Genomic DNA, 12,455 nt, shown 5'->3' with positions numbered 1-12,455 from the left:
GGGAGCCGCGCGAGCCGCGGGGCTAGCCGGAGGCCGGGGCGGCGGCGTCGCTGTAGGCGTCGGCCTCGGCCGCCATGCCCTCCAGCAGCTCGTCCAGCGCCGCCCGCAGATGCCCGGCCAGGCTCCACACATCGGACATGCGCTCCGGGCACGCCACCACGCCGAAGTCGAGCATGCCGTCGTAGGAGAAGCACGTGATGCTGACGCCGCCCGTCATGTCCGTCAGCACCGACATCGGGTAGTACGACAGCACCCGCCCCCCGCACAGGTAGAGCGGGAACTGCGGGCCGGGGACGTTGCTGATGATCAGGTTGATCGGCGGGAACGCCACCGACGCCAGCCGGAAGATCGCCGGAGTCGCCAGGGCGGTAACCGGCGCGGGCAGCATCGAGCACAGCTCGTCCAGCCACTGCGCGGGCGCCACCGCGAACCGCCGCTTGGCCGCCGCCATCGCCGTCCCCACCTCGCGCAGCCGTACGCGGGCATCGGGCTCGTGCGTGGGCAGCGGGGCGATCAGCGCGGAGATCTGGTTGCCGACCGCGTCCCGCGCCTCCGGCTCCCGCACCGCCACGGGCACAGCCGCGACCAGCGGCCCCTCGGGCAGCGCGTCCCGCTCCGACAGCCACGACCGCAGCGCCGACGTGCACAACGCCATGACCACGTCGTTCACGCTCAGACCGTGCGCGCGGGCGACGGTTTTCACGTCCTTGAGCGACACCGACCCGAACGCCAGCCGCCGTCCCGCGCTGATCGGGCCGTTGAACGGCGTCCGCGGCGCGATCATCCCCGGCCCCTCCGGCACCTCCGGCCGGGGCCGCCGATCACCCGCCAGCGCCCGCGCCGCCCTGGCCACCAGCCGCGCCCCGGGCAGCGCCCCGGCCAGCGGGATCACGTCCAGGTCCGCGGCCGCCCGCACGAGCGCCCCCGCCGCCCGCACCGGCTGCCCCGCCACCCGCGCCACCGCCCCGGCCAGCATCCCCACCACCCCGGGCTCCCCCTCCCGCCCGTACGCGCCCGCGCCGCCGGCAGCCCCCGAAAGGCCAAGCCCCTCGCCGTCGACCGCGGCCTTGGGTTCGGAGCACGCCACGCCCCCGTCGGCACGGGCTTCCGTCGCGCGGCTGTCGGCATGGGGTGCCGGTGCGGTGCCGGGGGCGAGGTGCCCCGGCAGCGGGGAGGCGCCCGAGCCGGTCGGCGCGGGGCCCTGACCGGCCGGGCCTCCCGGGGTCATGGACGCCGGCTCCCGGGCGGCGGACGCCGGCTCCCGAACAGGGGACGCCGACCCCCGGCTGAGGGAGGTCGTGAGGCTGGTGGGCAGGGGGCCGTCGGGGGTCAGGTCGAGGAGGGCGGCCAGCGTTTCGGCGCCCGAGACGCCGTCGATGGCCGCGTGGTGGACCTTGGTGTAGACGCCGACGAGGCCACCGGCGAGCCCGTGGATGAGGTGCATCTCCCACAGCGGACGCGCCCGGTCCAGCCGCCGGGCGTGGATCCGCGCCACCGCCTCCGCGAGCTGCCGATCCCCGCCCGGAGCCGGGAGCGTCAGCTCGAACAGGTGCCGGTCGAGGTCGAGCTCCGCATCGGTGACCCAGTAGGGCCGGTCCAGCCCGAACGGCACCTCGGCCAGCCGCAGCCCCAGCGCCGGGGCGAGGTGGAGGCGCCGCCGCAGGAGGTCGGCGAGCGCCTGCCGGTTGAGCCGCCCGCCGGCGGGGTCCACGATCGCCAGCCCCGCCACGTGCGCGGCGGTCGTCGCGGACTCGACGTTGAGGAACTGCGCGTCGAGCGCGGTCAGCTGGCGCATCTGCTCTCCTTTTCCCCAGCGACTTCCCCAGCGAGTTCCCCAGCGATGAAGCCGACGATCGCACAGAAGAATTTCCCGGACGTTTCCGCGAAAGTCTTACAGATGAATTCGGCGGCCCCGTGCGGCCCATTCGCTGATTGGCCAGCTCAGCGCGCTTCCGTGACATTTCCCTAACCGAGGACCACCTGCACCGGATGCCGTACGACGGCGCCGAACCCGTAGCCCTGCGGATGCCACGGCGCCTCCATCGGCTGGGTCGCGCCGGTCTCGTCCGTCGCCCTGGCCATCAGCACGTGCCGTCCCGGCCGGCTCGGCGCCCACTCCACGTGCCAGGGCAGCCAGGCTCTGACCAGGTGGTGGCCGTGGTGTTCGGCGGTGCGCCAGGTGGCGCCGCCGTCGACGCTGACCTCCACCCGGACGACGCGGCCGTGCCCGGACCATGACCTGCCGTGGAGCACGAGCGGCAGGCCCGCCGGCAGCGTCGCGTCCCAGGGGAGTTCGAACGCGCTCTTCACGGGGAGTTCGGCGACGTCGCGGTAGAACTCGGTGTTCCACGGCGTGAATATCGGCCGGGTGAGAACTTCGATGTCGCCCAGCCACTTGATGGACGCTATTCCCGCCCATCCCGGCACCACCAGGCGCACCGGAAATCCGTGGTCGTGCGGGAGGGGCTCGCCATTCATCTCGTACGCGACGAGGACGTCGTCCATCGCCTTGTCCGCGGGCAGCGGCCGGCGCACCCGGCCGTAGTGCTCGAACGGCGCGTCGAGTCCCTGGGCGAGCACGTCCACGGCCTCGCGCCGGATGCCGGACGCCTTCAGCAGGTCGCGCAGCGGCACTCCCCGCCACCGCGCCACCCCGACGGCGCCGAGGCCCCACGGGGTCCCCGGCGCGGGCTCGCCCTGCTGCGTCTCGTAGAAGCGCCGCCCGTTGCCCGCGCACTCGATGGCGGCGTCGATCGTGCGCGACGGCATGGCGAGCAGGTCGTCGTAGGAGTAGCCGGCCGCCTGCCGCAGCCCTTCGCCGTGCACCCGCAGCCGCCAGGTGGCCGCGTCGATGATCGGCGTGTAGGTGTGGTTGCGTACGAAGAACCGGTCGGTGGGCGTGTGGTAGCCCTGGCCCGCCATGCCCTCCCAGCGCATCTCCGCGCCGCTGTCGCGCAGCACGAACAGGCTTGCCGGCACCGGCTTCACCATCGTCACCAGCGAATGCGCCATGCCTGACCTCCCACCTTTCCCCATCCACATTTCCTACCTGTTAACCATGTAATCGGCCGCAGCGCAAGCCACGCCCTCCTCCTCCGATCGATTTCCCCTTCACCGATCCATGCCCAACGGTGACAACCGGTAACATCCCGCCCCCTCCCCGGGCGGCCCGGGGGAGGACGGTGGCGTGAGGCAGGCGGGCCCCAGGGCCGCCCGTCAGCGGCCGAGGAAGGCGAGCAGCCGGTCGAGCGGCCAGGCGTTGATCACGTCGTCGGCGGTGAGCCAGGCGCGCTGCGCGATGCCCACGCCGAACCGCTGGTGCGCCAGGTGCGGGATGGCGTGCGAGTCGCTGTCGACGGAGAACTTGACCCCGTGGTGCTTGGCCAGCCGCACCAGGTCGGAGGGCAGGTCGGAGCGGTCGGGGTAGGAGTCGATCTCCATGGCGGTGCCGGTGCGCGCCGCCGCGCGGAAGATCGCGTCCCAGTCGGCGTCGACCGGCTCCCGCTTGCCGATCTTGCGGGTGGTGGGGTGGCCGATGATGTCCACGTACGGGTTCTCGCAGGCGGTGATGAAGCGCCGGGTCATCTCGTCGCGCGGCATCGAGAAGTGGGAGTGGACCGACGCCACGCACACGTCGAACGTGCGCAGCACCTCGCCCGGCCAGTCGACCGACCCGTCGGGCGCGATGTTGAGCTCGGTGCCGTGCAGGATGCGCATGCCGGGATGGCGCGGCTGCAACGCGGCGACGCGCTCGCGCTGCTCCAGCGCCTTGTCGAGGGTCATGCGCTGCATGGCCAGGTCGGGGGCGTGGTCGGTGACGGCGTAGTAGGAGTAGCCCCGGGCGGCGCCGGCGGCCACCATGTCCTCCAGCGAGGCGATGCCGTCGGTCAGGTCGGTGTGCGTGTGGAGGTCGCCGCGCAGGTCGGCCAGCTGGAGCAGGGCGGGCAGCTCGCCGCGGAGCGCGGCCTGCACCTCGCCGCCGTCCTCGCGCATCGGCGGCGGCACGAACTGCATGCCGAGCGCCGCGTAGATCTCCTCCTCCGACTCGGCGGCGATCACCCGCTCACCGTCGAACAGCCCGTATTCGGACAGCTTCCAGCCCTTCTTCACCGCCATCTCCCGGATGGCCACGTTGTGCTCCTTGGAGCCGGTGAAGTACTGCATCGCGGCGCCCCACGAGCCCGCCGGCACCACCCGCAGGTCGACCTGCATGCCGGAGGTGGTGCGCACGGACGTCTTCTTGTCGCCGGCCGCGATGACCTCGGCCACGTACGGCTGGGCGCGGAAGGCCGTCATGATCGACTCGTCGGCCACGGCCAGGATGTCGATGTCGCCGATCGTGTCCTTCATCCGGCGCAGCGAGCCCGCGTAGCCGATGCGCTCGGCCTCCAGCGAGCCCATGACCTGCTCGGCCAGCGCCATCGCGACGCCGATGTGGACGCGGCGGCCCGACTGCTCCAGCTGCTCGATGCCCTTGGCGAGGTTGGCCAGCGTCTTGGGGCCGAGGCCCTTGACCCCGTCGAGGCGGCCGGCGGCGATCGCCTCGCCGAGCGCGACGGGCGAGTCGATGCCGAAGTCCTCGAACAGCATGATCGCGGTCTTGGGCCCGAGCGAAGGCACCCGGGTCAGCCGCCGCACCCCGTCGGGCACCCGCCCGCGCAGGTCGTCGAGCTGCCGGAAGCTCCCGCGCTGCAGGAACTCCTCCATCTTCTTGGCGATCGCCTCGCCCACGCCGGGGACGGCGCGCACGTCGACGGCCGCGATGTCGTCGGGGTAGCCGGCGATCGCCTTGGCCGCCTTCTGATAACTGCGCACCCGGAACGCGTCGCCCCCGGTGAGCGCGAACAGCTCCGCGTATTCCTGGAGGGCGGCCGCAGCCTCCTCGTTTGCCCGTGCCATGGCCCCAAGCTTAGAAGCCCGCACCGACAGTCCCGGAGGTCAGCTGCGCCCGTTGCGCCGCAGCACGTCGACGGCCCGCACGGTGGCGGCGCCGCGCCACTCCAGCGCCCCCGCCGGGGAGATCCGGGCGTAGTCGACGCTCCACCCGCCGTCGTCCTGCTGCCCGGCCGCCAGCCGGTCCAGGTCGGCCGCGATCACCTCGGGCGCGAACAGCGTGCGGGCCGGCCGGTCCGGGTACGGCGCGACGTCGAGCGGCCTGAGCACCTCCCCTTCGGCGCCGCCCGCCACCGGCAGCACGCCCTCGGCGGGGAAGTGCCCGCTCAGCCGCTCCAGCAGCCGCGCCGCCTCGCCGCGCAGCTCCGCCACGGACTCGTGCACGGCGTCCAGGAACTGCACCGCGAACGACAGCACGTACGCGTGCGGATCGGTGAGCTCCTCGATCGCCTCCAGGCAGTAGCCGGTCGCCCGCGCGAGCCACGGATGGGCGGCCACGGCCGGGTCGTGCGCGGCGACGCGGTACGCGGCGGCCGCCGACACGGCGGTGATCTGCAGCGACGAGACGTCGTGGGGAGCGCCCGCCCACCATGGCGCGGTCGCCGCCGGGACGGCCAGCGGCAGCGCGAACGGCAGCCCGCCGTCGGGCAGCGTCACCGAGGCCAGCCAGTCGCACAGCGCCGCCGCGTGCGGCGAGGTCGCGGGCGCGATCTCCGCGAACACCTCGAACGCGTGCAGCGCGGCCCCCGGCTGGCTCTCGGGCGAGCGCAGGTCCGGCTCCAGGCCCCACCCGTAGCCGCCGTCGGGATTGCGGTAGGCGTCCAGCGCGGCCAGCACGCCCGCCCGGTCCCCGCCGCCCCACAGCAGGTCGAAGCGGCGCCGGTCGAGAACTCTCGCGTGGCCGGCCATGAACGCGGCGGCCACGGAACGGTCGAAGGTCATACGGCCATCCTGCTACGCCGGCGACCTGCGGTCTTGTAGGTTCCGGCCAACCGGGGAGCGGGTCACGGCACGCGCCGGACGGGGGCGAAGAAGACGGGGTCGGCGCGGGCGACGGCGTGCGACATGAGCCCGCGCAGGAACAGGCCGTGACCGTGGGCGCGGCCGATGTCGTACTCGCCGTCGTGCCAGCCGCGCGCCGTGTTGCCGATGATCTCCGTCTTGCCGTGGTGATGGTTCTCCAGGTAGAAGCGGAAGAACGACACCGGCAGGCAGACCACCCCGAACCGCCCGTCCGGCCCGTACGCCTCCGACGCGACCCCCCGTGACTGGCCGGGCGCGGCCTTGGCGGCGCTGTCGGACCAGGTCACGTCGTCGAGCTTGACGTCCGCCCGGTCCGTCCACGCGGCCCCTCGCGGCACGGGCGAGGCCAGGCACTGGGCGTAGTGGCTGCGGTAGGCGGTGTAGACGTACGCGCGGGCGCGGCGGTTGAGCGTGGCCCACTGCCGCACGCCCTCCCACATCCGGGCCAGCTCGGGCAGCCGCTGCTGGTCGTTGTCGCCGAGGTTGACGTCGAAGGCGTTGATCTGCATCAGGTGCTCGGTGAAGAACGGCGCCCCGCTGATGTGGCGCATCAGCGCCACGATCCGGTCGCCGCTGTGGCTGTAGGCCGACAGCATCACGCCGCCCACCTTGCCGGACGGCGCCGGCCCGGACAGCAGGGCGGCCAGCGCCGCGTTCACCTCGGTCAGCGCGCCGAGCAGCCCGCCGGGCGTGGTCAGGTCGGACAGGTTGCCGCTCAGGTCGGCGATCGGGACGACGTAGGCCAGGTTCGGGTCGCGGGCGGTGACGGCCATGACGTGGTGGGCGACCGCCCGGAAGTCCGTCGACAGGTAGCGCGCGCCCAGCCGCACGTAGTACGCCACCCTGTCCGAGGGGTTCTTGCCGGTCCAGTACGGGCGGCTCTTCACGTAGCTGTCCAGGTAGGTCGGCGTGTGGAAGATGACGTGGAAGTTCAGCGGGCCCGTCATCGTGCCCTTGGCCAGCCGGTCGGCCAGCGCGCTCGGCAGCCACACGAAGAACAGCCTGGTGGTGCCCGTGTCGCGCTCCAGCGCGAACGCCCGCCCGGCCACCACGGCCCGGTTGGCCTCGCTGATCGAGGCCGAGCCGAACGGGACCGGCGCGTACGTGATGCCGTCGGGCATGCTCGCGTCGAGCACCTTCCAGCCGAACTTGCGCAGCTCGCCCCCGCCGAGCAGGGCGCGCGGCTCCGTCTCGGCGGCGCCGCCCGGCCCGGCCCGGAACGGCTCGCCGGGGTGGAGCTCCAGGACCCGGCGGCTGACGTCCCGCATCGCCATCGGTCAGGCGATCGTGGAGAGGTTGGACGTCACGGCGATGTCGGTGCCGGACGACGGCGTGTACTCGTGCCATTCGGCGATGAGCGCGCCCTTCTCACCCGGTTGCAGGATCGGCACCGGCGCCTGCGAGCCCCGGTGCGCGAAGTCGAGCCGGGCGACGGTGATGCGCGTGTTGTCGGGGATCGCGGTGACGACCTGGGCCTCCTGAACGCGCCGCTCGTCCTCGGAGTCGATGACGACCGGCAGCCCGACCACGAACCCGGCGCTGCTCGCCACCCTGATCGTCACCGGGGCCGCGCTGGGCGCCAGGTCCGCCGTCGTGGTGGTGAAGACGGCGTCCTGAAGGTGCACGGCCTCCTTGCCGGGGTTCGCCGGCGGGATGCCCGGATAGTTGCGGTCGTCGTACGCGGCGATCTCCCTGGCGATCGTCAGGTAGGGGCCGGGGACGGGCGCGCCGACCCCGCCGCCCTCGGCGAAGCGCATCCACCGCTCCTCCCAGCCCTTGCGGACGGTGAGCACGATCCGCGCGCTGCCCGCGCGCAGGAACGCCTGCCGGTTGGGGTCGGGATGGCGCAACTGCCGGATGAACGCCCAGCTCGGCGGCACGTCCCAGAAGTACGAGTAGAGGAACGTCACCACGTTCTCCCACTCGATCGCCTGGTTGATGAAGCGGATCAGGTCCTCGTGCTGGCGCAGCAGCGTCCACTGGTCCTGGCTCAGCCCGAGGCCGGGCCCGTCGAAGCCGATGCCGTGCTGGAGGTCGACGCCGGCGGCGACGAAGGCGGCCAGCACGTCGGCGGGCATGAAGTCGAAGTCGGTGCCGAGGACGAACCGCAACACGCTCTTCATGATCTCGTCGCTCTCCTCGCGGCGCAGCGTCAGCGTGTCGACGCTGGACAGCCGCTCCTCGATGGCGGCGATGCGCGCGGCGACCTCCTGCTGCTGGGCGAAGTAGCGGGCCTGGGCGGCGCCGTGCAGGGCGTTCCACACGTCGGCCCGCCACTGCTCGATCGTCTCCGGCATGAGCTCCCGGTGCACGGTCAGCCCGACGAACACCTGCTCGGCGTGGTGGAAGAAGAACGTGATCTTGTGTCGTCCGGTGAAGCCCGCCATGAACGGCCGGTCCGCGCCGACCGACATGATCCGGTGGTTGCGGATGATCAGCGCGCCGGTCTGCCCGTTCCAGCCGGGCTCGTGCCGGGCGCCGAGCACGTCGAAGTTCATCCGGTCGTCGGAGTCGTCCTTGCCGATCTGCGCGTCCAGGATGATCTCCCGCACGCGGGTGCCGCCGGGCACGTCGAACTCCAGGCCGAGGAAGAACCAGCCGCCGCCGGTGTCGGCCGTCGAGCTCGCCGTCAGCGGCGTGGGCGGCTCCGGATGCGGCCGGACGGTCACGCCGTGCCGGTCGGCGAGCCACTGGTACTTCGGCTTGCCCGTGGGCGACGGGTTGCCGTGCTCGTCCACGAGCTCGGTGGTCACGTCGGAGAGCTTCACGCCGAACGTGAACGGCCCCTGCTGGGCGCGCAGCGTCTCCAGCTCCGCGTACGCCCGCCGCATCGCCGCCCCCGGCTCCGGCACCGCGATGTCGTACGTGAGCCGCAGCCCGTAGCGGTAGAGCCGCACCCGCCACTTGCGCATCATGCTGAAGTAGTCGATCCGGATGGGCTCGCGGCCCGGGTTCTTCAGGACGCGCGTCGAGGTCGACGACGTGCCGGTGACGGTCGTGGTCGAGATCGTCACCTTGTGCTCGCGCCGCGACCGCGACGACGCCTTCTGCGTCGTGGACCGGGCGTGCTTGATGCTCTCGGTCGCCGACTCCGACTGCGACCCCTGCGAGGTGAACCCGGTGGTGCTCGACCCGGAGATGATCGGGATGCCGCCCTGGACCGTGCCGGTGATGTTGAACTGGTTGGAGTGCTGGCTCTGCGACGACGTCGACTGCGACAGGTCCGTGTTGTCCGTGACGCCGGTCTCGCTGACCTCCTCCAGCGCGTCGGTGACGATCGTGGTGAACTCCCGCGAGGTCACCGACCACTCCGTCTGCGTGACTGCGGTCTCCTCGCCGGGCGCCAGCGGCACGGTCGCCACGAGCTCGCCGCGCTGGATGCCGATCGGCACCATCTCGATCCGTTCGAGGTTGAGCAGGCCGATCGGCGGCGTGGCGGTGGCGGCGCGCAGCCCGCGCAGCGCGACGACCGCCGTGTTGAGCGCCTGCGCGGCCGGCCCGGCCTCGTCCGGGGAGCGCCGCTCCTCGGCCTCGCGCAGGCGTTCGGCGCGCAGCTCCACCAGCGTCTCGGCGAACGCCGCCAGCTGCCGGGCGGGAATCCGCGCCAGCGCCTCCGGGTCGGGCCTGAGCGAGGGCACCAGCGGCCGGGCGAACGCGCCGAGCAGGTCGAACGCGCCCGCCGACACGTTCACGGCGTCGTGGGCGCCGAGCCTGCGGCGGACCTCCTCCGCCTCGCCGGGCGCCAGCGCGAGCTGCCGGACCGCGCCCAGCTTGACCAGCCCGCCGCCCGGCTCGTCCTGAGGGACGTCGACCCGGACGGGAACGAGAGTGCCTTTGAGCACCTCACGCGCGGAGTTCTCGAGGATCGGAGCGGAACTGTCGGGTGATGACGGCATGACGAAACCCCCTTGCGGTTACGAGGGGGTTCGTGACGCGAGGCCCCAACAATAGACGAGCCGGGGCCCCGTGCCCAGCCCTCTCCCGGCTAGAAACGCACCTCGCGGGGGCGATACGGCTCGGACAGGAAGGTGAGCTCCTTGTCCGACAGCCGGACGTCCACCGCGGCCACCGCGTCGTCGACGTGGCGGTCCTTGGTGGCGCCCACGATCGGCGCCGTCACGCCGGGCCGGTGCAGCAGCCAGGCGAGCGCGACCTGCGCCGGCGGCAGCCCGCGCTCGCGCGCCACCTCGGCGACCCGGTCCACGATCGCCTGGTCGGCGTCCGGCTCGTACAGGTAGCCGATGCGCTCGTCGGAGCCGGCCCGCGAGGTCGCCGAGGCCGACCCGGCGCGCGCCAGCACGCCGCGCGCCAGCGGGCTCCACGGGATCACGCCCACCCCCTGGTCGGCGCAGAGCGGCAGCATCTCCCGCTCCTCCTCCCGGTAGAGCAGGTTGTAGTGGTTCTGCATCGAGACGAACTTCGTCCACCCGTTGCGCTCGGCGACGTGCTGCGCCTTGGCGAACTGCCACGCCCACATGGAGGAGGCGCCCAGGTAGCGGGCCTTGCCGGCCTTGACCACCTCGTGCAGGGCCTCCATCGTCTCCTCGATCGGCGTCTCGTCGTCCCAGCGGTGGATCTGGTAGAGGTCGACGTGGTCGGTGCCGAGGCGGGTCAGCGAGGCGTCGACGGCGGCGTGGATGTGCTTGCGCGACAGCCCCCGGTCGTTGACGCCGCGTCCCATCGGGAAATAGACCTTGGTGGCGAGCACGTAGTCCTCACGCCGCGCGAAGACGCGGCGCAGCAGGTTGCCGGTCACGACCTCGCTGGCCCCGGCGCTGTAGTAGTCGGCGGTGTCGAAGAACATGACCCCGGCGTCGGCCGCGCGTCGCACGATCGGCTCGGCCTGCTCCTCCGTCAGCGCCCACTCCTGCTTGGCCGGGTCGCCGTAGCTCATCATGCCGAGACAGACCCGCGAGACCTTCAAGCCGCTGTCACCCAAGCGCATGTATTCCATGCGGCCCACACTAGGGCTCGGGGCAGAGCGGCTGGGCGGGCAGACCCGGGAAGTGCTGGGACCACTCGTCGGCGGTGATCGGCGGGCTGGCGGTCGCGCAGATCCGCGCCGCCGTCCGCTCCGGGTCGGTGGCCCACAGCTTGGCCGTCCAGTCCTCGCCCGCCGTGACGAGCGTCCGCCCGTCGGGGGCGTACGCGACGGCGTCGACCGGCTTGGCGTGGCCGCGCAGCGTCGCCAGTCTGGCGCGGCCGGCCACGTCCCACAGCACGGCGGTCCGGTCGGAGCTCGCCGTCGCCAGGACGCGGCCGTCCGGGCTGAACGCGACCGACTTGACCGCGTCCGTGTAGCCGTCGAGCACCGCGACGCGCCTGGGCGCGGCGGGGTCGGCGACGTCCCACAGCATGACGCGGCGGTCGGAGCCCGCGGTGGCCAGAGTCCGGCCGTCGGGACTGAACGCCACGGACTTGACCGCGTCCTCGTGGCCGTGGGTGAACGAGAGCAGCCGCCCCGAGACGTCCCACAGGCGCACGCTGTGGTCGGCGCTCGCGGTTGCGACGAGGCTGCCGGTCGTCGCCACGTCGTTGACCGGCCCGGCGTGCCCGCGCAGCGTGACCAGGCGGGCGCGGGCCGGGACGTCCCAGAGCGCGGCGGTGCCGTCGGAGCTCGCCACGGCCAGCAGCCGGCCGCCGGGGCCGAACGCCACCGACTCCACCGCGTCCGGGTGCTCGGCCAGCACGGCCGAGGTGCGTTCGCGCAGGTTCCACAGCCGGGCCGTCCCGTCGGCGCTCGCGCTGGCCAGCGTCCGGCCGTCGGGGCTGAAGTCCACCGCGTTGACCGGGCCGTCGTGCCCGCGCAGCACCCGCGAGGTGCGCTCGCGCACGCTCCACAGCCGGATCGTCCGGTCGTAACCGCCGGTCGCCAGGGTGCGGCCGTCGGGGCTGAACGCCGCCCCGTAGACGGAGCTGCGGTGGCCGGTGAGCGTGTCGCCCGGCAGGTCCCACAGCCGCGTCGTCTGGTCCGCGCCGGCCGTGGCCAGCGTGCGCCCGGCGGAGGCGGCGGAGGTGACCGCGCCGGTGTGCCCGGCGAGCACGGCCAGCTCGCGCACCTCGCGCGGGTCGCCCACGTCCCACACCCGCACGGAGGCGTCGGCCCCGCCTGACACGAGCGCGTCGCCGGTGAACGCCAGCGAGCGCACCGCGTCGGTGTGGCCCTCGGCCGTGGCCAGCGGGCGGCCGTCGAGGCCCCACAGGCGCACGGTGCGGTCCTCGCCCGCCGTGGCCAGCGCCGGACCGGTGAACGCCACCGCGTGGACGGCGCCGGTGTGCCCCGCCAGCACGACCGGCATACGGGTCCCGAGGTCCCACAACCGGGCGGTGCCGTCGGCCCCGGCGGAGGCGAGCGTGCGCCCGTCCGGGCCGAAGGCCAGCGCCGTCACACCGCCGGAGTGGCCGTCGAGCGTGACCGGCTCGCCGCCGTCCAGGTCGTGCAGCCGGACGGCCCCGTCGGCGCCCGCGCTCGCCAGCGTCCGGCCGTCCGGGCCGAAGGCGACCGCCCCGGCCCCGGCCTCGCCCGCCAGACCCGGCAG

General features: G+C 73.4%; 7 protein-coding genes and 1 pseudogene. All 8 read right to left on the bottom strand.

All coding sequences use genetic code 11. The features are described from left to right. Positions 1-22 precede the first annotated feature (22 nt). Positions 23-1,795: a wax ester/triacylglycerol synthase domain-containing protein gene (locus AB0G11_RS33595; RefSeq protein WP_357590712.1), complete on the bottom strand. Its 1,773-nt coding sequence runs from the start codon at positions 1,793-1,795 to the stop codon at positions 23-25. 170 nt (positions 1,796-1,965) lie between these two features. Continuing rightward, entirely contained in the window at positions 1,966-3,012 is a 1,047-nt protein-coding gene (locus tag AB0G11_RS33590; RefSeq protein WP_357590710.1) for a sulfite oxidase, read from the bottom strand. A gap of 204 nt (positions 3,013-3,216) precedes the next feature. After that, complete coding sequence (gene polX / locus AB0G11_RS33585) at positions 3,217-4,899, bottom strand: DNA polymerase/3'-5' exonuclease PolX (RefSeq protein WP_357590709.1); 1,683 nt, start codon at positions 4,897-4,899, stop codon at positions 3,217-3,219. Between the two features lie 39 nt (positions 4,900-4,938). Further along, positions 4,939-5,835 carry a hypothetical protein gene (locus AB0G11_RS33580; protein ID WP_357590707.1) on the bottom strand — a complete coding sequence of 299 codons (897 nt, stop codon included), beginning with the start codon at positions 5,833-5,835 and terminating at the stop codon, positions 4,939-4,941. Positions 5,836-5,897: 62 nt separating this feature from the next. Further along, positions 5,898-7,190 (bottom strand): hypothetical protein, encoded by a 1,293-nt coding sequence (locus AB0G11_RS33575; protein ID WP_357590705.1) that lies wholly within the window; start codon positions 7,188-7,190, stop codon positions 5,898-5,900. Between the two features lie 3 nt (positions 7,191-7,193). After that, positions 7,194-9,812 carry a hypothetical protein gene (locus AB0G11_RS33570; RefSeq protein WP_357590703.1) on the bottom strand — a complete coding sequence of 873 codons (2,619 nt, stop codon included), beginning with the start codon at positions 9,810-9,812 and terminating at the stop codon, positions 7,194-7,196. Positions 9,813-9,901: 89 nt separating this feature from the next. Beyond that, on the bottom strand, positions 9,902-10,870 hold the full coding sequence (locus AB0G11_RS33565) for an aldo/keto reductase (RefSeq protein ID WP_357590701.1): 969 nt from the start codon (positions 10,868-10,870) through the stop codon (positions 9,902-9,904). Positions 10,871-10,880: 10 nt separating this feature from the next. Further along, positions 10,881-12,455 (bottom strand): annotated as a pseudogene (locus AB0G11_RS33560) (hypothetical protein); the annotation flags it as partial.

The organism is Nonomuraea sp. NPDC023979 (assembly GCF_040639085.1).
GTDB lineage: Bacteria > Actinomycetota > Actinomycetes > Streptosporangiales > Streptosporangiaceae > Nonomuraea > Nonomuraea ceibae.
This window is presented reverse-complemented; position numbering and strand designations above follow the sequence as displayed.

Bases quoted from the DNA above. Each gene is read 5' to 3' on its own strand.
- AB0G11_RS33595 (WP_357590712.1), bottom strand. From the start codon at position 1,795: ATGCGCCAGCTGACCGCGCTCGACGCGCAGTTCCTCAACGTCGAGTCC.
- AB0G11_RS33565 (WP_357590701.1), bottom strand. From the start codon at position 10,870: ATGGAATACATGCGCTTGGGTGACAGCGGCTTGAAGGTCTCGCGGGTC.
- AB0G11_RS33580 (WP_357590707.1), bottom strand. From the start codon at position 5,835: ATGACCTTCGACCGTTCCGTGGCCGCCGCGTTCATGGCCGGCCACGCG.
- AB0G11_RS33575 (WP_357590705.1), bottom strand. From the start codon at position 7,190: ATGGCGATGCGGGACGTCAGCCGCCGGGTCCTGGAGCTCCACCCCGGC.
- AB0G11_RS33590 (WP_357590710.1), bottom strand. From the start codon at position 3,012: ATGGCGCATTCGCTGGTGACGATGGTGAAGCCGGTGCCGGCAAGCCTG.
- AB0G11_RS33570 (WP_357590703.1), bottom strand. From the start codon at position 9,812: ATGCCGTCATCACCCGACAGTTCCGCTCCGATCCTCGAGAACTCCGCG.
- polX (WP_357590709.1), bottom strand. From the start codon at position 4,899: ATGGCACGGGCAAACGAGGAGGCTGCGGCCGCCCTCCAGGAATACGCG.